Source organism: Bacillus cereus group sp. BfR-BA-01524, from assembly GCF_022662595.1.
GTDB lineage: Bacteria > Bacillota > Bacilli > Bacillales > Bacillaceae_G > Bacillus_A > Bacillus_A thuringiensis_S.
Genome location: NZ_JAKUDW010000063.1, coordinates 1 through 23,568 on the forward strand (window position 1 = coordinate 1; position 23,568 = coordinate 23,568).

Below are 23,568 nucleotides of genomic sequence, written 5' to 3' on the forward strand. Positions count from 1 at the left end.
GTAGCGCAAAAAGATTTACCTGTTGTAGAGAGTGTAATAAATGATGGGCAGGAAGCATTGGCGAATTTAGATAAGTTCTTTGCAAGACAAGATCAAACATTAAAAAATGCTCCAGGGACGATAAGAAATGATTTAGTGGCAGCAAAAGGCGTTATGGATAGTGCAGCTGCATTTACTGACTTTTTAATGAATCCAGGTGTAGAACTAAATATTCCTGACTTGTCTGGAATGAATGGATTACCTGAATTCCCAGCGAGACCAGATCTTTCTAAGTTGAATAGTGATGGTTATAAGAGTATAGCGCAAAATATTAATCAAACAGTAAATAATGTTTTAAGTTCATCACGTGCAGGAACAGCTTATGGGAAAAGTGTTTTAAATGGATTGCAAAATGGTCAGTTTGATCCAGAACAAGCAAAGAAAGATTTAAATGCGGTATCAGAACGATTACAAACTGGTACAGATGGTATTTCATATCTTATTAATTTCTTTACTGAACTTCAAAAATCGGCGACTACTGATTTTGGTCAAAGCTTTTTCCAAGGGCGAGTGAATCACTTAACTAATGTTAAAAAAGGTATGGAAAATGCAAATAACGGTATTAAAGATATTGTAAATGTTATTGGCAAAGGACAAGAAGTAAAGAAAGATGTAACAGATGTAGCGAATCAAAAATTAGATGCAGCAAATGGATTAATTGATCAAGCTGAAAAAGATTATAATGAAACGTTTGTAGCAGATTATAAAAAAGCAGTTAGCACAGTCGATCAAGCCAAAGTTGATGCAAATGCAGTATATGATAATGCAAAAGCAGATTACGATAAAGTAAAAAATGGTATTGAGGGTGCAAAAGCAGATTTACAGAAAGCAAAAGAAGATGTACAAAATAGAGGTATTAACGGTTTAGATTCAACGAAAGTAGCTTTAAATAGCTTAAATGGTCAATTCCAATCTGGAATCGGTTTAATTGATGATATGATTCCAGTTCTAGAAAGTACAAATAAGGTTTTAGCGGATGTAAATAGTGATAAAAACCTTAATAATGGAATCGCAAAATTAAACAAAGCGAAAAGCAGCTTACAAAAAGGTGTAGAGGCAACGAATAAGGGAATTACACTTCTTAACAATGGCCAGAAACCTACAAAAGATGTAATTGAAAGTATTAACAATGCTGCGAAGGGCGGATCAGCTCAATTAACAGATGTATTATCGACGTATGATTCAGAAATTGTACCTAATTTCAATACAGCAATTGCTCGTACAAAAGAGATGTCGAAAAATACAACTCAAATTTTAAATGATGCAGACAAAAAGCTTCCGGATGTTAAAAAATTACTAGAAGATTCATCAAAAGGCTTAGTAGACGGGAAAAAGAAATTGGCAGATATTAAAGCTGAAATGCCGGAGACTGAGAAAAAGATTAAAGAATTAGCAGATAAAATTCGTGATTTTGAATCTGAAGAGGATTTAAAAGACATTATACGCTTATTGAAAAACGATGTTGAGAAGCAAAGTGATTACTTTGCGAATCCAGTCAATTTAAAAGAGAATAAATTATTTGCGATGCCAAACTACGGTTCAGCGATGTCACCATTCTATACAGTGCTTGCATTATGGGTAGGCGCATTATTAATGGTTTCATTATTAACGGTAGAAGTACACGAAGAGGGCGCGAATTATAAGAGCCATGAAATTTACTTCGGACGTTTATTAACATTCTTAACGATAGGTCTTTCACAAGCGTTTATCGTATCGATGGGAGATATATTCTTACTCGGTACGTACGTAGTCGATAAGTTCTGGTTTGTATTATTTAGTTTATTTATTGGTGGAGTCTTCGTTTGCATCGTATACTCACTCGTTTCTATTTTCGGAAACGTTGGGAAATCAATGGCGATCATTTTACTTGTATTGCAAGTAGCAGGGTCGGGCGGAACATTCCCAATTCAAATGACACCGAAATTCTTCCAAGCAATTTATCCGTTCTTACCGTTCACATACGCAATTAGTGCAATTCGTGAAACGGTTGGCGGAATGCTTTGGGATATCGTAATAAGAGACTTACTTGTGTTAAGTGTTTTCGTAGTAGTTATGATCGTTGCTGCGTTATTACTGAAAACACCAATTAACAAATCAAGTGAAAAATTTGTTGAGAATGCAAAAGGAAGTAAAATTATTCATTAAGAAAAAGGTTCCTACCGAGAGCGGTAGGAACCTTTTTGTTTAATCGAACTTTAATTTTTTTAATGCGTCTGCGAACGGGTTGTTTAATGGTTCTTCTTCTTTTTTCTGTTGTTTCATATATTTTTGAACGTCACGTTTATCAGCTTTGTTTCCAGATTCTTTTTTACGTCGCTCTTGGAATGTTGATAATTTCTCGCGATAGCCACATTTACATGCAAAGATTTGACCTGCACCTTCACCACGTAATTCTAATTTCTTCTTACATTGCGGACAGCGAGCGTTTGTTGTACGAGATACATTTTTACGATGACCACATTCACGATCTTGGCATACGAGCATTTTTCCCTTTTTGCCGTTTACTTCTAGCATTGGTTTGCCGCAGTCTGGACAAGACTTCGTTGAAATGTTGTCATGTTTATATTTTTTATCACTCGATTTAATTTCAGAAACAATTTCTTTCGTATAGTTCTTCATTTCCGAAATGAATACTTCTTTCTTGAGTTTTCCTTTTGCAATTGCCTCAAGTTTTTGTTCCCACTCACCAGTTAGTGTAGGTGATTTTAATTCTTCTGGTACTAAATCAAGTAATTGACGACCTTTTGATGTAATGTGAATATCTTTACCACGTTTTTCAATTAAGAAAGAGTTGAAAAGTTTGTCGATAATATCTGCACGTGTCGCTACAGTACCTAATCCACCAGTTGACTTTAACGTATCAGCAAGTTGTTTATTTTGAGTATCCATATATTTTGTAGGATTCTCCATTGCTGAAAGTAAAGTTGCTTCATTAAAGCGTGCAGGTGCTTTCGTTTGACCTGATGTTTGCATAATTAACTTTACAGTTAATGTATCGCCCTTTTCAATGCGAGGTAGAAGCTGCTCCTTTACGTCATCAGTTACATCATCGTCTTCAAATCGATTTTCGTATACTTCCTTCCAACCAGCATGTAAAATTGTTTTTCCGCGTGCAATGAACGTTTCACTACCAACTTTAGTACGTAATGTTAGTTGCTCGTATTCGAATGCTGGGAATAAAACAGCTAAGAAACGTTTTACAACTAAATCATAAATTTTGCGTTCTTTATCTGTGAATGCTGAGAAGTTAACGTATCCTTCTGTTGGAATAATCGCATGATGATCGCTTACTTTACTATCATCAACAAATGATTTGTTAGGTTTGATAGGCTTTTGTAATACTTTATGTGCGAAGGGACGGTATTCTCCAACACCACATGCTTTTAGACGTTCTGGAAGTGTTCCAACGATATCAGATGAAATGTAGCGTGAATCTGTACGAGGGTACGTTAGCACTTTATGCTGTTCATACAATTTCTGCATAATATTTAATGTTTCTTTGGCAGAGTAACCGAACTTTTTATTTGCATCACGTTGCAATTCAGTTAAATCGTAAAGACCAGGAGAGAATGATTTCTTCTGTTTCTTATCAATTTCCACAACAGTAGCATTTTGTTTATCTAAACTTTTTACAATACCATCAATTTTTTCTTTATTAAAACTACGGCTATTGCCATTTGTATCTTGCCAAGTAAGTTTGAGTTTCTCCATTGTTTGAGCTTCGATGCCGTAGTAAGTTTGTGCTTTGAAGTTCTTTATTTCATCCTCACGACTAGCGATCATAGCAACAGTAGGAGTTTGCACACGGCCGCAATTTAACTGGGCATTAAAGCGAGTTGTTAAAGCGCGAGTTGCATTAAGACCGATATACCAGTCAGCTTCTGAACGTGCAACTGCTGAAGCGTATAAATTGTCATAGGCTTTACCTGGTTTTAAATTTGCAAAACCATCTTTAATTGCTTTATCGGTTACAGAAGAAATCCATAAACGTTTGATTGGTTTATTTAGCTTAACTTTATCGATAATCCAGCGTGCGACTAATTCCCCTTCACGTCCAGCGTCTGTTGCTACAATAATTTCATTTACATCTTTTCTAAGTAGCTGACTTTTTACAGTATTAAATTGTTTACCAGTTTGTTTAATAACCGTTAATTTCAAACGCTCCGGTAGCATCGGTAAATCTTCTAAATTCCACTGTTTATATTTCACATCATAGCTTTCTGGATCTGCTAATGTAACGAGATGACCTAAAGCCCAAGTTACAATATATTTACTACCCTCAAGATAGCCGTTTCCTTTTTTATCACACTTCAGTACACGAGCAATATCTCGTGCAACGGAAGGTTTTTCAGCGATTACAACGCTTTTTGACATATTAAAAACATCCTTTCAAATTTCCATAAGTTAAATATAGCATACATCTTCTTGAGATTCAGTTTCGCTCCATATTTGAGCTGTTTTTAATGGAATGAACAAAACCCCCACTGATTAAAGTTTCACTTTATCCCGCATTAACGGGCAGTAAGATCCCCACCTCAAAATTCAACGAAAGCAAATAAGTTAGGTGGGGGAACAACTGCCCGTAAAAGCCTTCACTTTATCAGTTGCTCCTATATTAAATAGAAAAGTAAAGAACTTGTTATTTTACTAGAATAAGAGTAGACTTTGAAGTAGATGAATAAGAAACACATGGGAGTTTGTGGATACAAACTGAGAGGATGACTACTAGTCCGTCATTGACCATTTGAACCTGTTGGATAATGCCAGCGTAGGGAGAGTGTAAAAGCACATGTTCAGGCACTTTGCGTACGCGCAAAGTGTCTTTTTGTGTATCTCCCATCATTATAGTTAGGAGATGAAAAGGATGAATATGAAAGAAATTAGTAAAGTAGTGGATTTGGTGAGAGAATCTAATCCGTTAGTTCATAATATTACAAATGTTGTTGTAACAAATTTTACTGCTAACGGTTTGTTGGCACTTGGGGCATCGCCTGTAATGGCGTATGCAAAAGAGGAAGTAGCAGAAATGGCTGGCATTGCTGGAGCGTTAGTATTAAATATGGGGACACTTCGTCCTGAGGAAGTAGAAGCGATGTTACTCGCTGGTAAATCAGCAAATGTGAACAATGTGCCAGTACTATTTGATCCAGTTGGTGCAGGAGCAACTTCGTATCGAACAGAAGTTGCGAGACATATTCCGGCTGAAATCGATTTAGCAATTATCCGCGGAAATGCGGCTGAAATAGCAAACGTTATTAATGAGAAATGGGAAATTAAAGGGGTAGACGCTGGTACTGGAAATGGAAATGTTGTAAGTATTGCAAGGCAGGCAGCAGATGAACTAAATACAGTTGCGGTCATTACTGGAAAAGAAGATGTTGTTACAGATGGAGAGCGAACTGTTCTTATTCGAAATGGTCATCCTATTTTAACAAAAGTTACGGGAACAGGGTGTTTACTAACTTCGGTAATAGGAGCATTTGTAGCAGTTGAAAAAGATTATGTAAAAGCAGCAGTAGCCGCATTAACGTTTTATGGTGTAGCTGCAGAACTGGCAGCTGCTAAAACAGTAGAAAAAGGGCCAGGTAGTTTCCAAATTGAATTTTTAAATCAATTAGCGAATACAACTTCAGCTGATATGGAGAAGTATGGGAAGATTGAGGAGTTAGAGTAAGGGGGATGAAACACATGATGCGCATTGAAACAAAGAAAATGTCTAACCTATTACAAGTGTATTTTATTATGGGAAGCAATAACTGCACGAAGGATCCTTTAACTGTATTGAAAGAAGCGTTAGATGGTGGAGTGACAATTTTTCAATTTCGTGAAAAGGGGGAAGGTTCTTTAATTGGAGAGGATAGAGTGCGTTTTGCAAAAGAATTGCAGACTCTTTGTAAGGAATATAGTGTTCCTTTCATTGTAAATGATGATGTAGAATTAGCCATTGAATTAGATGCAGATGGTGTTCATGTAGGACAAGATGATGAAGGAATTACATCTGTTCGTGAAAAAATGGGAGATAAAATTATCGGTGTATCTGCTCATACAATTGAAGAAGCACGCTTTGCAATCGAACATGGAGCAGATTATTTAGGCGTTGGACCTATTTTCCCAACGAGTACGAAAAAAGATACGAAAGCGGTTCAAGGAACGAAAGGATTAGCTTATTTTAGAGAACAAGGAATTACAGTGCCAATCGTTGGTATTGGCGGGATTACAATTGAAAATACAGCGGCAGTTATAGAGGCGGGTGCGGAAGGTGTTTCAGTTATTTCAGCAATTAGTTTAGCTGAATCTGCGTATGAAAGTACGAGAAAATTAGCTGAAGAAGTAAAGAGAAGTTTGTAGGGAAGGACGTGTAGTATTTTAAGTGCTACATGGAGAAATGGACTGCCCCAAATTTTAAACAAACGTTTGATTAAAAAAGCACAAACCTTTTTAAATAAAGGTTTGTGCTTTTTCTTTAAAACATAATAGAAATTAAAAGCATTCCAATGCCGATAGAAGTAAATGTTGCGATTAAACCTGGAATCATAAAGCTATGATTTAATACGTATTTACCGATACCTGTTGTACCAGTACGGTCAAAGTTAATGGCAGCAACGATTGTTCCATAGTTTGGAATGAAGAAATATCCATTTACTGCAGGGAACATCGCAATCAGTAGTGCTGGTGGAATACCAAGGGATAGTCCAAGTGGCATTAAGGCACGTACTGTTGCTGCTTGGCTGTAAAGTAAAATAGATAGAATGAATAGCGCGATGGCAAATAGCCAAGGTGCACTTGTTACTAAATGCTGAATGGATCCTTGAATCATATTTAAGTTTCCATTAAAGAAAGTATCTCCCATCCAAGCGATACCGAAAATAGCAACAACTGCTGTTGCTCCTGCTTTAAAGACGTTACCAGATACAATGCTTTCTACATTTGGTTTACAGAAAATAATAATAAGAGCCGCGATAGTTAACATAACCATCTCAATTGTGTTCGGCATGGAAAGACGAGCTAACTTCCCATCAACTATCCATCCTGGACGAAGTGCTTCAAATGAACCAAGAAGTACAACAAGGAAGGTTCCAACTAGGAAAAGGATAACTGATAATTTGGCGCCTTTTACACCTACAAATTCTTTTTTCTCTTCAAGTTTAGGAATCATTCCTTCGTTTAATCGTTTTAAGTATTCAGGGTCTTCATTTAATTCTTTTCCCATCTTACTAGCAACGAATGCTGCTAACATACAAGCAATGAAAGTAGAAGGGATACTTACTTTTAAAATATCTAATAAGGTAATTTTATAGTCAGCGAACATTGCTAAAAGAGCAACTGTGGCAGCTGAAATCGGACTAGCTGTAATTGCTTGCTGAGAAGCAATTACGGCAATCGACATTGGGCGTTCCGGTCTAATCCCTGATTCACGAGAGACTTCTGCAATAACAGGAAGTACAGAATAGGCAACGTGACCAGTACCTGCACATAGTGTGAATAAATAAGTAACAATTGGAGCAAAAAAAGTAATACGCTTTGGATTTTTTCGCAATGCTTTTTCAGCTAGATGAACAAGATAGTCCATTCCTCCAGCAGCTTGCAAAGCACCAGCAGCTGTAATTACTGCCAAAATCATGAGCATTACATCAATAGGAGGCGCGGTCGGTTGTAAGTGGAAGACAAAAACGAGTATTGCCATACCAACTCCACCCATTACTCCTAAACCAACTCCGCCTAGGCGTGCACCAATAAAAATACAGAGTAACAAGGTAAGAAATTGTAGCCAAAACATGATAAACTACCTCCGAAATTCATTAATTAAGATATATTCGAATAGTTTAATTTGAATGAAAATTAAATAAATACCCGAAGAAATCCTTGTTATTTATACATTTTTTATTATATAACACAAAAAAAGTAACATTCACGTACTTTTTGAAATTATTTCGAAAAAGCAATGCGTTAAAAATTTGTATTTATATCTCTAAATAAGTAGACATTTTGATTTATATGTTGTAATCTTTGAAAGAGAATAAATTAATTCTCATAGAACTCCCATATCGTTCAACTCGTTCAGCGAGAAAGGCAAACTGATGGAAACATGAGGACGCAAAACTACAGGAGCTAAGGTCGAAAGGCTATGCTAGCCAGTTACCGGACGGATAGGGTTGGTCTTGGCCAATGATTTTACATTGGCTTTTTTTTATTCTCGAATATATTGAGAAACATTTTCAAACAAAATATTCGTATATTTTGTTTTTTTGTTATGTTAATTAAGGAAGGTGGATATTAATGAAAAAGTATTGGCATAAGTTAACGTTTCTTCAAAAGAACGTCTTATTAACCGTACTAGTTATTTTGACGCTTGTTGGAAGTATGGGCGCGTTAAGTTTCAACATGTTTCAAAATAGTATGATGTCTTTATTTGAAAGACAGTCTATTGAAACAGGAGATACTGTAATAAATCAATTAGACGCAGAATTAGTGAAAGATCTTGCGAAAGATCCTACAGCCCAAAAGGAGAAGAAGGAAAAGTTAAAAGAGCAATTAGATGAAGTGACAAAAGATTTAAAAAGTGTTGGACAAACGTATATTACGGGAGCAAAACCCAATGACAAACGAGAATTACAAATCGTTGGTTTGACTACAGAGTTAACAAATGCAGTACCTGTAAAGCCGGGTGACTATTATGAACAACCAGCTCATTGGATGAAGGCATACGATAAAGTGATAGATACGAAAAAGGCACAAATGACAGAAGTATATGAAGATGAACTAGGCTCATGGGTGACAATATTAGAGCCCATTACGGATGGAGAAAAAAATATTGTCGCAATTGTTGCGGCAGATGTAGATGCTTCTGTTATTCCAGATACAAAGAAGAAATTTATGATGCAAGGTTTACTATTCATTTGTATTTCATTAGCTATTGCGACTGTTATTCAATTCTTTATTGTTCGTAATTCGTTAGCCCCATTAAAAGACCTAAGAGAGGGATTACGTAAAGTTGGTGAGGGTGATTTAAGTATTAAATTAAAAGAAAGACCAGATGACATTGGTATTATTAATACTTATTTCAATGCAACGATTGAGAAGTTTAAAGGAATTATAGATAAAGTAAAACAAACTGCAGAGCAAGTTTCTTCTTCATCACAAGAATTATCGGCAAGCACTGAGGAAAACAGTATGGCAGTTCAAGAAATTGCAGGTTCCATGGAAGGTTTAAGAGTAGGAGCACAGTCTCAAGAAACTTCAGTACAACAATGCTTAGGAATTGTGCACGGAATGGAAAATAAGGTGGAAGAGATAACTGGGGCTGCGAAACTGGTTGCGGTTGCCTCAGAAGGTATGGAGCAACATTCAATTGAAGGTAATGAAGTAATTGGACAAATTATTAATCAAATGAATTTAATCCAAAATGCAGTAAAAGATTTATCTTCGATTATTTATTCATTGGAAACAAGATCGAAGGAAATTAGTGATATCGTAACCGTAATTACAGGTATTTCAAATCAAACCAATTTACTTGCGTTAAATGCTTCTATTGAAGCTTCACGTGCTGGAGCTGCTGGAAGAGGATTTGCAGTGGTCGCTGATGAAGTACGTAAATTAGCTGAGCAAACTGAAACGTCAGCGAAAGATATAGCTAAATTAATTGGGGAAACACAAGCTGAAGCAGAAGAGGCTGTAGTTTCAATGCAAAAAGGTTCAAAAGAAGTAGAATCTGGAATTACTCTTGTTCAAAGTAGTGGTGCGTTCTTCGAGAAAATTTCAAAATCAGCACATTCTGTTACGGACCAAGTTAAGGCGGTTTCTAGCAACTCAGGTGATATTTTGCAAAATAGCCAAAATATCGTTCAAGTTGTAAATGAACTATCACATATTGCAAATACGTATGCGAATAGTAGTGGTAATATTGAAGAGAGTATGAAAGAACAGGAAATGTCAGTACAAGATATTGCAGAATTAGCTACTTCTTTAAGCTGGCTTGCACAGGAGCTGCAAGAGTTAATTGGGGAATTTAAAAGTTAATAGAATAATATAAGGTGTAGATTTAATCTACACCTTAATCTTTTTTTAAAATGAATAATTATATATTTATATCTAATGATATATGGTTGTGATTTTAATCATTGGTGGAACATGTCCTCCAATGATCAAAGTTTCATTTTTATATTATGGAGAGTGAGAGGATTCAGTATGAGTATTTTCTTAAAACGTTCATATGTGGAGAGATATGAACAATTTTCGCAACAAAATTATGAACCGTTTATGATACCAAAGGATATTCAAGTAAATGAATATACTCAAATGAAAATTAAGGATATACAAGCGTTTGAACGAAATAAATTAGATTTAATCGCAGCTACTTTTGTATGGCTATATCATGTTAGTAATGAAAAACGTATAGTGATACCTTATTACATGAGACAGAGTAGTTATCCGTTATGTATTACAATTGAACAAGAACTTTCTTATGAAGAGCTAAGGATAGAAATTAATGATCAAATCATGCAGTTAGAAAGTATGGAAGAAGAACGGAAGATATTGTTACAATATGATGAAGAAAAATGGGGGAAACCTGCAGTTACAGTAGGAAAAGAAAATAGAAATAGTCAATTAAACTTTATTGAATTAAAGGATAGTTGTTTTGAAGTTTCTTATAATGAAAAGCAATTGAAAGAAGAAACAGCACTTCGCTATATAAAGCAAATTCAGTATGTAATTCAGCAAGGTATAAAAAAAGAGACGCAATGTGTTGTAGATATGAATATTATTACAGAAGAAGAATTAGTGATATATAAAGAAATAAATGACACAGAAGTGCTATACCCGAATAAAAGTATTGCGGATATGTTTTGTGAAACAGTAAGGAAATTTTCAAAGCGTATAGCTTTATCTTCGGTGGAGGGAACATTAACATATGAACAACTAAATAAAAAAAGTAATAAAATTGCTCACATGTTATTACATCATGGGGTGAAACAAGGTGATTATGTCGGTATCTTTATGAAGCGAAGTATTGATACGGTAGTCAGTATATTAGCAGTTTTAAAAACAGGTGCAGCTTATATTCCGATTGACCCAGATTATCCAGCAAATCGAGTGCAATATATTATCGAGGATAGCCAATCAAAATTAGTTTTAACGAAAGAAGCGAAAGTACCGTTTGAGGATATTCGAGAATTATCTCTTTACGATATTGAACAATTTTCAGAAATAGATGTGAACGTGGCAATTGATCTTGATGATATCGCATATATGATCTATACATCCGGTTCTACGGGAAATCCGAAAGGAACAATGCTTGCGCACCGCGGAGTAGTGAATTTATGTACATGGATGCAAAGGCATTATGAATTAAGTGAAGAAGATATTTTCGCGCAGTTCCCTTCATTTAGTTTTGACGCATCTATTTGGGAGTTATTCGCGTCATTATTCTGCGGTGGAAATATATATGTGTTATTGGATGAACAAAGGCTTTCGGTAGAAGCTTTTGCAAATGCAATTTATAAAGCAAAGGCAACATCTATTTTAGGCTTAGCTACAATTTTCCTACAACAAGTAGCAACATATCTTCCAGATGAAAGTAAGTATAAGCTCGATTCATTAAAGAGGATTGCAGTTGGTGGAGAAATGCTTACTGCTGAAGTGGTAAAACTATGGCGAGAGAGAATTGGTACTCACGTTCAGTTAAATAACGCGTATGGCCCGACAGAATGTACAATTACAACAACGACATATCCAATTCCAGCGGAGTTAAACGATCAACTTGCTAGTATCCCAATCGGGAAGCCAGCGGATAATTATAAAGTTTGGATATTAAATGACAATATGAAAGTTTGTCCAATTGGTATTCCAGGAGAATTATATATAGAGTCAGTAGGTTTAGCAAAAGGTTACTTTAATAAGCCGGAAAAAACAGAGGAAGTATTTATTCCACATCATGAAAAACATGATAGTAAGATATATAAAACAAGTGATATTGTTAAAATATTGGAAGACGGAAATATTGAGTTTTTACATCGTAAAGACAATCAAGTGAAAATTAGAGGACATCGAATTGAATTGGGTGAAATCCAAAACACAATTGCAAAATATGAAATGGTAAAAGATGCAGCTGTATTTACGAAGAAAGGTGAAGAAGGTAGTCATTACTTAGTTGCTTTCTATACAACTAGTAATGAAGTTGCTATGGAAACTTTAATACATGATTTAAGAGAACGATTACCAGATTATATGGTACCGTCTAAATTAATTTATATTAATGAACTGCCACTTACACCGAATAAAAAGGTTGATTTGAAGCGATTAGCACAACTAGAAGCAGACTATGAACCACTTCGTTTACAAGAATATATTGCACCATCTACCGAAGCGGAAGAAAAAATAGCGAAAGCTTGGATTGATGTATTAGGAATCTCAAAAATTGGTGTTCATGATGATTTCTTTACAATCGGTGGGCATTCATTGAAAGTATTGCGAGTTTTAACTTTGTTGAAAGAAGACTTTCCGTATTTAACAATTCAAGACTTCTTCCAGGAACGAACGATATATGGGTTAGCACAAATTCAAAGAGAATTAAAAGTTGAGGAAGAAGAAGTATTCCATGAATATAAAGTTATACATGAGCCAGATCCAATTTCCCGTATAAATGAAGTGACAGACAGCAAAGTTTCAAATATCTTTTTAACGGGAGCTACAGGTTATTTAGGTTCACATATATTGTATGAATTATTAAAAGATACAACAGCACATATTTATTGCTTAGTAAGACCGACGCAAGATATACAACAAAGAATTGTTAATACATTAACAAATTACTTTAAAGATATAAGTCAAGAATGGTTGCAACGCATAACAGCAGTACCTGGTGATCTTGGGGCAGAGTATCTTGGTATGGATGAGGATAAATTTAAATTTATTCGCTCCAAAGTTGATACGGTGATTCATTGCGGTGCAGATGTAAGACATTTTGGAGATGTAGCCCAGTTTGAAAATGTGAATGTGCAAGGAACGAGTCGTATGTTAGCCCTAGCGGAAGAAGGAGCATCATTCCACTTTATTTCAACAATTGGTATTCCGATAGAATTAGCAATAGAGCAATGGGACACATATGTGGAAACAGGTGATTTTAATTACGATGTAGAGTTAGAGAATGTGTATTCTGATAGCAAATTACAGGCAGAAAACCTTGTTCGTAAAGCGATACAAGAGGGTGTCCGTGGAAATATTTATCGTGCAGGTAACTTAGCGTGTCATTCAGAGACAGGTGTATTCCAACAAAATATCGAAGGAAACGCATTCTATCGTCTTATTAAAGCGATGCTACTTATTGGACAAGCTCCTAATGTGAAATGGGGAATCGATTTCACACCAATTGATTTTGCTAGTAAATCAATTGTAACGTATGTACAAGATTCACAAATAGATGGAGAAACGTTGCACATCTGTCATCCACATCAAATTGAGTTTGAACAATTTATACAGCTAATTGGAGAGTGTGGATACAATCTTGAAATGGTTCCACTTTCAGAATATGTAAATACCGGACTTGAATTAGCGAAGGGAAATGAAGTAGTAGCTGAGTTAATTGCTTCTCAAGTTGCAGGAGATGGAGCGCAGCAATCTGAAATTGTAATGGGTACGCGTAGAACGAATGAATGGATTAAGAAAAAAGAATTGATAGTACCAGCAATTAATAAAGAATTTATACAGCAGTTATTAGCTCATGGTGAAAAAGTTGGATATTTTCCAAAAATAATGAAATGATTATGCATGCTTTTGTTTGTTCAATAAAATAAATCATGCTACAATGAAAACGAATTAAGGACCGGGGAGCCAATTGGCTGAGAGGATGTAAGTAAACATCGACCCTCAACCTGATCTGGATAATGCCAGCGTAGGGAGTTACTTAAAGTGATGTAGCATATGTTATTCTATAATAACTTGCATACAAGGCTTTCCTACGCAGTAGGAAAGCCTTTTCTTATTTTTGAAATTTAATTTTATAAGGGGGATTTTATTATGTCACAACAAGTTACAATGTCATTTTCAGTAGTACCACAAGCGAAAACGAAAGATGTATATTCTGTTGTCGATAAAGCAATTGAAGTTGTGCAACAATCGGGAGTTCGTTATGAAGTAGGGGCAATGGAAACAACTTTGGAAGGAGAATTAGATGTACTTCTTGATGTCGTTAAACGTGCGCAACAAGCTTGCGTCGATGCTGGAGCAGAAGAAGTGATTACTTCTATTAAAATCCATTATCGTCCAAGCACTGGTGTAACAATAGATGAAAAGGTTTGGAAGTACCGTGATGAATATGAAAAACCAGAAGCAATCTAAACTTATTACAACTATTTGGCTTATCCTTCTCATTGCAATATGGGAAGGATCTGTTTCATTATTTAAAATCGAACCGTGGATTTTACCAAAGCCTTCTGCCATTGTTCAAGAATTAATTGGGATGAAAGATTTACTATTACCAAATACGATGCAAACACTGCAGGAAGTTATAATTGGACTATTCTTTGCAATTTTATTGGGGACGAGCATCGCAATTATTATGGACGTTATACCGTTATTTCGTATTTTAATAAATCCATTGCTCGTTATTTCGCAAACAATTCCAATCGTTGTACTTGCACCGCTATTTATTATTTGGTTTGGATATGGGATGTTGCCAAAAGTAATGGTCGTAATACTCGTTTGTTTCTTCCCAATTGCGCTTAGTATTTTAGAAGGTTTTCAAACAGTAGATAAAAACATGTTGAAGCTGTTACAAACAATGAAGGCGACAAAGTGGCAAGTTTACCAGAAAGTAAAATTTCCAGCAGTGCTCCCATACTTTTTCTCAGGTTTAAAAATTGCAGTTACATATAGCGTAATGGGGGCAATTATCGGAGAATGGCTCGGTGCAAGTGAAGGATTAGGGATTATGCTTACGAGGGCTACAAAATCCTTTTTGACTGCCCGAGTATTTGGTGTTGCAGCAATCATCGTTATGGTGACATTATGCCTGTATTTTATCGTAGAGTTTATGGCAAGAATAACAGCACCATGGATATATAGAAAGGACGGCAGAAAATGAAAAAAGGTTTAAAAGTTATGTTAGCTGCCTTATTAGCAGTAGGTGTGGCTGGATGTAATCCGGCGAAGAAAGAAGAAAGCGCAAGTAAAGATCAAAAAGTAAAAGTAGTATTAGATTGGTTTCCAAATACGAATCATACTGGCTTATATGTAGCGCAAGCGAAAGATTATTACAAAAAGCAAGGATTAGATGTAGAAATTATTCAACCAGGTGACAATGTAACAGCAGAGCAAATGATAGCATCAGGAAAAGCTGACTTCGCAATAAGCGCACAAGAAAATGTAACGTTAGCTCGTGTGGAAGGGATCCCTGTTGTGTCTGTAGGCGCGATTATTCAGCATAACACTTCAGCTTTTGCATCGCTTAAGAAAGATAATATGACGTCACCGAAAGCTTTTGAAGGTAAACGTTATGGCGGCTGGGGAGGACCAGCGGAAGAAGCGACATTAAAGACGATTATGGATAAGCATCAAGCTGATTTTAATAAAGTTGAAAAAATTATCTTAGGACAAACAGATTTCTTTAAATCAATCGGCCGTGATGCAGATTTCGAATGGATTTATTACGGTTGGGATGGTATTGAAGCGAAGCGTCAAGGAAAAGAGTTAAATACGATTATGGTGAAGGACTTAGATCCAGCGCTTGATTTCTATAGTCCTGTTATTATTACGAGTGAAAAACATACGAAGCAAGATAAAGACTTTGTGAAAAAGTTTATGAGTGCAACGACAGAAGGTTATAATTTTGCAATTAAGGAACCGAAAGAAGCTGCTGATCTTCTAATTAAAGCTGTTCCAGATGTAAATAAAGATTTAGTTCAAGAAAGCCAGAAATGGTTAAGTACGAAGTATCAAGATGATGCTAAAGCATGGGGAGTACAGAAGGAAGAAATTTGGACGAATTACATGAATTTCTTATATGATAACAAAGTTATTAAAAAGAAAATCGATGTAAAAGATGCTTTTACAAATGAATTCCTTCCAAGTGAAAAATGAGCGGATTACAAATAAAAAATATAGTGAAATCTTTCGATGGAAAGAATGTATTAGAGAATATTAGTGCCTCTATACAAGAGGGAGAGTTTGTTTCTTTTGTAGGCCCGAGTGGTTGCGGGAAAAGCACATTATTAAATATGATTGCAAATGTTGAAAATCCAACAAGTGGGAACGTAACATATAACGATAAGCAAGTACAAGAGCAAGATGTTGTTAGTTATATGCCACAACAAGATTTATTACTACCGTGGAGATCGGCTTTGCAAAATATCGTTCTACCATTGGAAATCGAAGGGAAACCGAAAAAACAAAGACTAACAGAAGGAATGGAAGCATTAAAGCAGTTTGAGTTAGATGAATATGCAAATCATTATCCAGACGAATTGTCTGGTGGTATGCGCCAAAGAATTAGTTTTCTTCGCACATATTTATGTGAAAAGCCAATTATGCTACTTGATGAGCCTTTTGGAAAGTTAGATGCATTTACAAAAATGGAAGTACACAGTTGGCTTTTAAACTCTTGGCACCAAGAGAAGCAAACAATCGTTATGGTTACACATGACTTGGATGAGGCAATCTTGCTTTCGGATCGCGTATTTATTTTATCTCAAAGACCAGCATCAATAGTTGGCGAGGTACAAGTGAAATTACCTAGGCCGAGAACGATGGATATGTTAACATCACTCGAGTTAAAAAAGGATAAGGAAGAGATTTTAAGTGTGTTAGCTCCTTATATGAAAAAATAGAAAAAGCCTTTTAACAGTTTTTGATATAATTACTGTTAAGGGGCTTTTTTTTAGAATATGAAAAAGTGGAGAAGGAACAAAAGGAAAAATAGAGAATAGAATATAACAGAGTAGTTTATACTCTTAATATAACAAATGTTAAAGGAGTGAAAGGATAAAATGACTTTATCAACTGTTCTTCAAATGGTTTTAGCTTGATATGGGAGAAGTCTGCCTATTTTTTAAGATTAAGCTAAATTGAAGACAGCAGGTAAAGAACCTTAATCCTTTTTTACGATAATATGTAATGGGTAAGGTGTATTCACCTTACCCATTTTTATATGCATAATTAAATAAGGCTTCATACTGTTGGTCTCTCTATTTAGCTTATGGACGATAAGTAAAGGAGAGAAAAAAATGAGTATATTAACAGTAGAAAATTTAAATCATTCGTATGGTGAGAAAACCATCTTATATAATGCATGCTTTCGATTATTAAAGGGGGAGCATGTTGGGTTAGTAGGGAAAAATGGGATTGGAAAATCAACACTGTTAAGAATTTTAACAGGAGAACTTATACATGATGATGGGAACATTGAATGGTTTCCACATGTGAAGGTTGGATTTTTGCAGCAGCATATAGATTTACAAGAAGGGATAACAATTGAAGGATACTTGCAAAGTGCATTTTCTAACTTGTATGCAATTGAATACGAAATGTTAAAAATTGCAAAAGAGATGACTGAGGCAGTAGAAGTAGAAAAATTGTTAGTAAGGTATGGAGAGTTACAAACTATATTGGAAAACTCTAATTTCTATCAAATTCATACAGAAATTGAAGAAGTAGCAATTGGTTTAGGGCTGTTTGAAATAGGATTGGAAAAGGATGTTTCAAAGTTAAGTGGAGGACAGCGGACAAAGCTATTACTAGGAAAGCTTCTTCTAGAAAAAGCTGATGTTTTATTGCTAGATGAACCAACAAACTATTTAGATACAGCACATATAGAATGGTTGCAATCGTACTTGAAACTGTACGAAAAAGCTTATATTATCATTTCGCATGACGAAGTATTTTTGAACAATATTACGAATGTCATTTACCATCTAGAAGAACGAAAAGTTAAGCGGTATGTAGGGGATTATGAAAAGTTTTTACAAAGTTATCAATTGCAAAGGAAACAATTACAATCGGCGTATGTGAAACAACAAAAAGAAATTGCTCAGTTAGAAACATTTATTCAAAAAAATAAAATTCGAAAAGCAAAACAGGCAAAAAGTCGAGAGAAAGTATTAGAGAAAATGCAAAGGGTTGAAAAGGTAAATAATGTGCCTCAGTCCCGTTTTGCTTTTACTGTTTATAATGAACCAGTAAGTCGTATATTACAGGCTGAGAAACTAAGAGTGGGTTATAGTGAGCCGTTATTTCCAGACTTGAATTTACAAGTGAAGAAAGGAGACAAGATAGCTATTGTTGGTCATAATGGTATTGGAAAAACGACAATATTAAAAACGTTATTAGGTCAAATAAAGCCGCTAAGCGGCTCAATTTTTGTTGGGGACCGAGTGAGTCCAGCTTATTTTGCACAGGAAGAGTTTGCTTCAGAAATAACACCATTAGAGAAAGTTTGGGCAGAACGACCAGATATGACAAAGAAAGAAGTGCGCCAAGCATTAGCGAAGTGTGGATTGAAAGAAGAACACGTATTAAAACCTATTCGTTTATTAAGCGGTGGAGAGCAAACGAAAGTGCGTTTATGTGAACTTATCGTAACGAAAAGCAATGTTTTAATTTTAGACGAACCGACTAATCATTTGGATGTAGAAACTAAGATGGCTTTACAGGAAGCGTTACAACAATACACAGGAACAGTTTTAATTGTCTCACATGAACCTTCTTTCTATGAATCGTGGATAACAAAAGTATGGAATATAGAAGATTGGAATGCTGAACAATATGAATAAAGAAAAGGCATTAGCTTTTATGAGCTAATGCCTTTTCTTTGTGATTAACATGATTTTCGAGAACTCTTACATGAGAATTGTATGAAGAAGCACTCTTATGGTGCGCTTATAAGCGTGCTTTTTCTTTTGTTATATTTATAATAATACGAAAGCCTTTCCCTAACAGGTGACTATCTTTCTTTGTATATATAGATAGCTCGAAATGGAATGAAAATAATTCCTATATGTAAAGGATAATGTGGATATTATAGGAAGACAATAGAAATTAAAGGAAATTCATGTAAAATTCAAATGAACTTCATATAAACTTCATATTAGAAACTAGATATAATTATAATAGGTTAATATGATATTTTGATTTTTCATAAAATTAAAAGTTTGAATTTAGGAGGTATTGCTCAAACCTAAATTCAAACTTTAGTGAAATAATTAATGGATATTACGTCTAGTTTTCGCTAATGACGGCATTTAAAAGTTCGGCAGGATTACCCGTTCCTGCACCACCAATTGTAATAGATCCACCAGGAGGAATTTCGCCATTCCATCCTGCGTTCGTAATTACATAATGATTATTTGTTTTACTACTAATTTTAGAATCCCAAACTTGTGTTAAATTGCCGCTATAATCAAATTCTAATTTCCAATTTTTAATTGGAGTCGTTCCGTTATTTTTAATTATAATCGAGAAGTTATAACCGCTTCCCCAATTCGAAGTGACTGAAAATGTAGCAGTGCCATTTCCATCAGGAGGTGTTGTATTAGCTTCATCCGTTTTGACGGTAAGAGTGGTAGGGTGTGATTTATTTCCAGCAGCATCTTTAGCAATTACTGAAAATGCGTATTCAGTATTAGGTTTTAAGTTTTTAATTGTAATGCTATTGGTTGTTGTACTCCATTTCTCTTCTCCAGCAGTAATTTCATATTCCGTAACTGCTACGTTATCAGTAGATGCAGTCCAGTTTAATTGAACTGAGTTTGAATTTTTATTCGTAACTACAATGTTTTTAACATTCGTTGGTGGCTCAGTATCTTTTTGACTAATAGGTCCACCAAGTAATTCTTTTACTAGCGTATCAAGTAATTTTGGGCCACTACAACTATATTTTGGACTTGTACGGCAATCCCCGCTTAGTTCCCAAAACATTGCTCCACTTAAACCTTTCGTCTTTATATAGTCTGTTTTATATTTCATAGATTCATTGTCATCGTAGCTAATAAATGTGCCTGTAGTCGTATTATATAAGTAAGGGACTTTAGCTGTGTCATTCCAGTAGCGTACAAAACCATTTTTATTAACGTAATTGGCTGCTAAATCACCGTAATCATACACACCTGTGTCACCGGTAGAATAATCATCCCAAGTACCTTTAGAAGCAAGTTTCCCATCACTACCTGGTTTGCAAGGTTGATATTGTCCGTTATTCTCTTTTCCACAACTTTTCCAGCCACGTCCGTAAAAGGGTACGCCTAATACTAGTTTATCGACTGGAACACCTTCATTTGTATAAACATTTATAGCGCCATCTACGTAAAAATTCGTATTTGCTGCTGGGTCATTTGGATCCTTATATAGAGCTGCATTATGATTAGAAGTAGCTTCCCATCCGCCGTGGAAATCATATGTCATAATATTAATCCAATCGAGTATTTGAGAAATTTTCTTTAGCTCTGTATGATCAGCGTAGCGTTGGCTTGCACCTGAAGCGATTGTTAGTAAATATTGTTTGCCATCTTCAGTACCTGCTTTATTCAAAGCATTTCGGACGTCTTGAAGAAGAAGAGTGAAATTTTGTTTATCTTCAGGACGATAACTACCACCAGGAATCGTTTCAACGCCCGGATATTCCCAGTCTAAATCTACGCCATCAAACCCATATGCGCGAAGAAAAGCTACTGTAGATTCAGCAAATATTTTTCTTGTTTTTTCATCAGCGGCCATATCAGAAAAGCGGTTAGACCAAGTCCAGCCACCAACGGAAATAATTGTTTTTAAGTGAGGATATTTAGCTTTTAATCGTTTTAGTTCTCCGAAATTTCCGCAACGGGCATATTTATCGCAATCTTCCCAAGTTGTCCCTGAGCCAGGATACGATTTGGTAACATCAGCCCATGGTTCCCCGAGTACGAGAGTACCATTAGGAACCTCTTTATTTTGCAATGGTACACCAGATTCTTTACAGTTCCACGTTTGTTTATTTGGATTATCAGGATGAGTAGAAGGGTTTCCGTGTTTTCCATTCCAACAAATATCCGCGAAAGCATAGTTAAGGTGAGTAAGTTTTGATGCATCAATGTCAGCAACTTGATAATTACGTCCGTAAACGCCCCACGAAGGAAAGTACCCAACAATTTTTTGACTTTGCTTTGGTGAATCTGCTAATGCGAGATTTGGAGTAATAAAATTTGTGAGAAAAAGAGGTAAGAAAAGTAGTAGAGATAGTAATAGCAGTGTGAATTTTTGAGACCTCATAGCCATTTCTCCTTTCAAAATAAAAGATATATTTAAAGGCATACGCCAATAAATCAAAATGAATCTAGACGTATGAAACGTCTAGATAAAATGATCAGACATCACGAAGTCTATACAAGGGAGCTGGGGGTGATTAAATCGTAACAAATGTAAGATTTAGTGTAAACGCTTTATTCAGTTGTAAAAGACTTTCTCAATACAAAAAGGCTTGAATACAAACTATATATGAAAACGAAAGATCGGTATGGGAGGAAATAGCTCATTATAAATAAATTTGAGAAAAAATTGTATGGAGCCAATTATTAAAGACGTAGAAAGATAAGGAAATATCATGTAAAATAATAGTAAAAATATGTAAAGGAGGGAATAGTGTGGATGTGTTTTTGAACATTGCTGAAGAAAAAATTCGAAAAGCAATACGGAATGGTGATCTTGATTATCTTCCGGGAAAAGGAAAACCACTACAATTAGAAGATTTTTCAATGGTACCTCCAGAACTTAGAATGAGCTATAAAATTTTAAAAAATGCGGGAATGATTCCACCAGAAATGGAACTACAAAAAGATATATTAAAAATAGAGGATCTAATTGCTTGCTGTTATGATGAAGAAGAGAGAAAGATATTAAGAGAAGAGTTAACAGTAAAAACGCTTCGTTTTCAGCAGGTAATGGAAAAGAGAAAGATTAAAGATAGTTCAGCTTTTCGTATGTATCAAGACAAAGTATTTCGTAAATTACGCTAAGAGGGATAAGATGACTACATTTAAAACGATAGAAGAATTAGCGACCTATATCGAAGAACAACAATTGGTACTTCTGTTTATTAAAACGGAAAATTGTGGTGTTTGTGATGTTATGGTAAGAAAAGTAAATTGCGTATTAGAGAATTATGATTACGTAGAGAAAATAGAGATATTACTACAAGACATGCAAGAGATTGCGGGGCGATATGCCGTATTTACAGGACCGACAATTTTATTATTTTATAATGGAAAAGAGATCCTTCGAGAATCGCGCTTCATTTCACTTGAAAATCTAGAGAGAACCATTCAATTATTCGAGGAATAAGGGAGGCTTTTATATGGAATTTATTATTGTCATACTATTATTTGTTGTAGTTGGAATAATCGTAACAGCAGTTCGATCGAACAAAAAGAAGGTAAATCTTACAAAACAAAATAACATTCATAATTCATCTAACAGCTCATCACCATTATTTTTCTTTGCTGGATCTGATAATGATAGCTCGCATGATGGTGGTTCACATGATTGTGGAGGGTCTTTTGGGGGAGATAGCGGAGGAAGCTGCGGTGGCGGCGGTGGTGATTGATGAAAATGCGCCTTATATAGGCGTATTTCTTTTTAAACAAACGTTTGATTAGTCGGCTTACATATGCATAAACACATTTAAACAAACGTTTGATTAATATTTTTAACATACTAAGGGGAATGGAAATGAAAAGGGAACCGAAAGTGAAAAATAAGGGGAAAGTAGTGTTGTTTTTATTAGCTGCGGGAGGTGTAATTCTTGTTAAATTAGCATTTAAATTTGGAACAATACATATGATTCGAACTTGGTTTGAAAGTACGTTTTCTTAAATAAGGAATATAGCCTCTTGCGATAGAGGTTTTTGATTTGTTATCATTAGACTGAACGGTTGGTTTAAAGAGGTGTGAATATGAGAAGAAGCGCAGAAGAGATAAAGAAAGAAATTGCATATAAAGCAGAAAGTCTATTTTCACAGAAGGGCTATGCAGCTACATCTATGGAAGAGATTTGTGAAATTACAGAGCGAAGTAAAGGAAGCATTTATTATCACTTTAAAAGTAAAGAAGAATTATTTTTATTTGTAGTGAAACAGCATACGTATGATTGGGTTGAAAAATGGAATGAAAAAGAGAAGTTGTATAGCACTAGTACTGAAAAACTATATGGTCTCGCGGAATATCATGTAGAGGACATACAGCAACCAATTTCAAGTGCAATAGAGGAATTCTCTATGAGCCAAGTTGTAAGTAAAGAGATTCTGGAGGAACTGTTAGCTTTAACTAGAGAATCATATGTTATGTTTGAGAAATTAATTGAAGCAGGTATACAGTCTGGAGAGTTCCGTGAAGATAATGCTCGTGATCTTATGTATATTGTGAACGGATTATTATCAGGGCTTGGAGTACTTTACTACGAGTTAGATTATAAAGAGCTGAAACGTATTTATAAAAAGGCAATAGATGTATTGTTAAAAGGAATGGCAGCTGAATAATAAGTCAGTTGCTTTTCTTACAAAATAAATTAGACCG

At 35.2% G+C, this 23,568-nt stretch carries 18 protein-coding genes and 3 riboswitches; of the genes, 15 read left to right on the forward strand and 3 right to left on the reverse strand.

Annotation, left to right across the window (positions count from 1 at the left end; translation table 11 throughout):
- A partial coding sequence (locus MR170_RS20645; protein ID WP_242309069.1) for a YhgE/Pip family protein occupies positions 1-2,184 on the forward strand: 2,184 nt, incomplete at its 5' end.
- A 39-nt stretch (positions 2,185-2,223) separates the two neighbouring features.
- On the opposite strand, the gene topB is transcribed toward MR170_RS20645, so the two are convergent.
- Positions 2,224-4,413, reverse strand: a complete 2,190-nt coding sequence (topB, locus tag MR170_RS20650; protein ID WP_242309071.1) for a DNA topoisomerase III — start codon at positions 4,411-4,413, stop codon at positions 2,224-2,226.
- Positions 4,414-4,718: 305 nt separating this feature from the next.
- Positions 4,719-4,831: riboswitch (TPP riboswitch) on the forward strand.
- Positions 4,832-4,903: 72 nt separating this feature from the next.
- On the opposite strand from topB, the gene thiM reads away from it, so the two are divergent.
- Together thiM and thiE are read left to right on the forward strand one after the other, a co-directional pair.
- Positions 4,904-5,713, forward strand: coding sequence for a hydroxyethylthiazole kinase (gene thiM, locus MR170_RS20655; protein ID WP_016083677.1), 810 nt, complete (start codon positions 4,904-4,906; stop codon positions 5,711-5,713).
- 14 nt (positions 5,714-5,727) lie between these two features.
- Positions 5,728-6,387 carry a thiamine phosphate synthase gene (gene thiE, locus MR170_RS20660; protein ID WP_242309073.1) on the forward strand — a complete coding sequence of 220 codons (660 nt, stop codon included), beginning with the start codon at positions 5,728-5,730 and terminating at the stop codon, positions 6,385-6,387.
- Between the two features lie 115 nt (positions 6,388-6,502).
- On the opposite strand, the gene MR170_RS20665 is transcribed toward thiE, so the two are convergent.
- Positions 6,503-7,816 carry an anaerobic C4-dicarboxylate transporter family protein gene (locus tag MR170_RS20665; protein ID WP_043937733.1) on the reverse strand — a complete coding sequence of 438 codons (1,314 nt, stop codon included), beginning with the start codon at positions 7,814-7,816 and terminating at the stop codon, positions 6,503-6,505.
- A 282-nt stretch (positions 7,817-8,098) separates the two neighbouring features.
- A riboswitch (cyclic di-GMP riboswitch) is annotated at positions 8,099-8,183 on the forward strand.
- Between the two features lie 133 nt (positions 8,184-8,316).
- Here MR170_RS20665 and MR170_RS20670 point away from each other — a divergent pair.
- The 7 genes from MR170_RS20670 to MR170_RS20700 all read left to right on the forward strand — a co-directional run bounded on the left by MR170_RS20670 (position 8,317) and on the right by MR170_RS20700 (position 18,800).
- Entirely contained in the window at positions 8,317-10,056 is a 1,740-nt protein-coding gene (locus MR170_RS20670; RefSeq protein ID WP_016083674.1) for a methyl-accepting chemotaxis protein, read from the forward strand.
- A 174-nt stretch (positions 10,057-10,230) separates the two neighbouring features.
- Positions 10,231-13,797 carry a non-ribosomal peptide synthetase gene (locus MR170_RS20675; protein WP_481746785.1) on the forward strand — a complete coding sequence of 1,189 codons (3,567 nt, stop codon included), beginning with the start codon at positions 10,231-10,233 and terminating at the stop codon, positions 13,795-13,797.
- A 52-nt stretch (positions 13,798-13,849) separates the two neighbouring features.
- Positions 13,850-13,951, forward strand: a riboswitch (TPP riboswitch).
- Positions 13,952-14,052: 101 nt separating this feature from the next.
- Positions 14,053-14,373, forward strand: coding sequence for an MTH1187 family thiamine-binding protein (locus MR170_RS20680; RefSeq protein ID WP_016083672.1), 321 nt, complete (start codon positions 14,053-14,055; stop codon positions 14,371-14,373).
- Positions 14,345-15,118, forward strand: coding sequence for an ABC transporter permease (locus MR170_RS20685; RefSeq protein ID WP_242309077.1), 774 nt, complete (start codon positions 14,345-14,347; stop codon positions 15,116-15,118). Before MR170_RS20680 ends, MR170_RS20685 begins: the two co-directional genes overlap by 29 nt.
- Positions 15,115-16,113, forward strand: a complete 999-nt coding sequence (locus tag MR170_RS20690; protein WP_016083670.1) for an ABC transporter substrate-binding protein — start codon at positions 15,115-15,117, stop codon at positions 16,111-16,113. The genes MR170_RS20685 and MR170_RS20690 overlap by 4 nt, the downstream gene beginning before the upstream one ends.
- Entirely contained in the window at positions 16,110-16,859 is a 750-nt protein-coding gene (locus tag MR170_RS20695) for an ABC transporter ATP-binding protein (protein WP_016083669.1), read from the forward strand. The genes MR170_RS20690 and MR170_RS20695 overlap by 4 nt, the downstream gene beginning before the upstream one ends.
- Before the next feature lie 396 nt (positions 16,860-17,255).
- The gene (locus MR170_RS20700) at positions 17,256-18,800 is read left to right on the forward strand and encodes an ABC-F family ATP-binding cassette domain-containing protein (RefSeq protein ID WP_242309079.1); all 1,545 of its coding nucleotides are present in this window, start codon (positions 17,256-17,258) and stop codon (positions 18,798-18,800) included.
- A 445-nt stretch (positions 18,801-19,245) separates the two neighbouring features.
- On the opposite strand, the gene MR170_RS20705 is transcribed toward MR170_RS20700, so the two are convergent.
- Positions 19,246-21,270, reverse strand: coding sequence for a glycosyl hydrolase family 18 protein (locus MR170_RS20705; RefSeq protein ID WP_242309081.1), 2,025 nt, complete (start codon positions 21,268-21,270; stop codon positions 19,246-19,248).
- Positions 21,271-21,641: 371 nt separating this feature from the next.
- Between MR170_RS20705 and MR170_RS20710 the strand changes: the two genes are divergently transcribed.
- The 5 genes from MR170_RS20710 (at position 21,642) to MR170_RS20730 (ending at position 23,531) form a co-directional block, all read left to right on the forward strand.
- Positions 21,642-22,013 carry a DnaJ family domain-containing protein gene (locus tag MR170_RS20710; RefSeq protein WP_242309083.1) on the forward strand — a complete coding sequence of 124 codons (372 nt, stop codon included), beginning with the start codon at positions 21,642-21,644 and terminating at the stop codon, positions 22,011-22,013.
- A 10-nt stretch (positions 22,014-22,023) separates the two neighbouring features.
- On the forward strand, positions 22,024-22,338 hold the full coding sequence (locus tag MR170_RS20715; protein ID WP_029441511.1) for a thioredoxin family protein: 315 nt from the start codon (positions 22,024-22,026) through the stop codon (positions 22,336-22,338).
- Between the two features lie 13 nt (positions 22,339-22,351).
- The gene (locus tag MR170_RS20720) at positions 22,352-22,600 is read left to right on the forward strand and encodes a hypothetical protein (RefSeq protein ID WP_016083664.1); all 249 of its coding nucleotides are present in this window, start codon (positions 22,352-22,354) and stop codon (positions 22,598-22,600) included.
- 125 nt (positions 22,601-22,725) lie between these two features.
- Positions 22,726-22,869 carry a hypothetical protein gene (locus MR170_RS20725; RefSeq protein ID WP_000817985.1) on the forward strand — a complete coding sequence of 48 codons (144 nt, stop codon included), beginning with the start codon at positions 22,726-22,728 and terminating at the stop codon, positions 22,867-22,869.
- A gap of 80 nt (positions 22,870-22,949) precedes the next feature.
- The gene (locus tag MR170_RS20730) at positions 22,950-23,531 is read left to right on the forward strand and encodes a TetR/AcrR family transcriptional regulator (protein ID WP_242309085.1); all 582 of its coding nucleotides are present in this window, start codon (positions 22,950-22,952) and stop codon (positions 23,529-23,531) included.
- The last annotated feature ends 37 nt before the right edge of the window (positions 23,532-23,568 follow it).

What these genes read in the sequence shown, in the direction of transcription:
- MR170_RS20685 (WP_242309077.1), top strand. Translation starts at nt 14,345, where the DNA reads ATGAATATGAAAAACCAGAAGCAATCTAAACTTATTACAACTATTTGG.
- MR170_RS20680 (WP_016083672.1), top strand. Translation starts at nt 14,053, where the DNA reads ATGTCACAACAAGTTACAATGTCATTTTCAGTAGTACCACAAGCGAAA.
- MR170_RS20725 (WP_000817985.1), top strand. Translation starts at nt 22,726, where the DNA reads ATGAAAAGGGAACCGAAAGTGAAAAATAAGGGGAAAGTAGTGTTGTTT.
- topB (WP_242309071.1), bottom strand. Translation starts at nt 4,413, where the DNA reads ATGTCAAAAAGCGTTGTAATCGCTGAAAAACCTTCCGTTGCACGAGAT.
- MR170_RS20715 (WP_029441511.1), top strand. Translation starts at nt 22,024, where the DNA reads ATGACTACATTTAAAACGATAGAAGAATTAGCGACCTATATCGAAGAA.
- thiM (WP_016083677.1), top strand. Translation starts at nt 4,904, where the DNA reads ATGAATATGAAAGAAATTAGTAAAGTAGTGGATTTGGTGAGAGAATCT.
- thiE (WP_242309073.1), top strand. Translation starts at nt 5,728, where the DNA reads ATGATGCGCATTGAAACAAAGAAAATGTCTAACCTATTACAAGTGTAT.
- MR170_RS20695 (WP_016083669.1), top strand. Translation starts at nt 16,110, where the DNA reads ATGAGCGGATTACAAATAAAAAATATAGTGAAATCTTTCGATGGAAAG.
- MR170_RS20700 (WP_242309079.1), top strand. Translation starts at nt 17,256, where the DNA reads ATGAGTATATTAACAGTAGAAAATTTAAATCATTCGTATGGTGAGAAA.
- MR170_RS20705 (WP_242309081.1), bottom strand. Translation starts at nt 21,270, where the DNA reads ATGAGGTCTCAAAAATTCACACTGCTATTACTATCTCTACTACTTTTC.
- MR170_RS20720 (WP_016083664.1), top strand. Translation starts at nt 22,352, where the DNA reads ATGGAATTTATTATTGTCATACTATTATTTGTTGTAGTTGGAATAATC.
- MR170_RS20665 (WP_043937733.1), bottom strand. Translation starts at nt 7,816, where the DNA reads ATGTTTTGGCTACAATTTCTTACCTTGTTACTCTGTATTTTTATTGGT.
- MR170_RS20730 (WP_242309085.1), top strand. Translation starts at nt 22,950, where the DNA reads ATGAGAAGAAGCGCAGAAGAGATAAAGAAAGAAATTGCATATAAAGCA.
- MR170_RS20690 (WP_016083670.1), top strand. Translation starts at nt 15,115, where the DNA reads ATGAAAAAAGGTTTAAAAGTTATGTTAGCTGCCTTATTAGCAGTAGGT.
- MR170_RS20670 (WP_016083674.1), top strand. Translation starts at nt 8,317, where the DNA reads ATGAAAAAGTATTGGCATAAGTTAACGTTTCTTCAAAAGAACGTCTTA.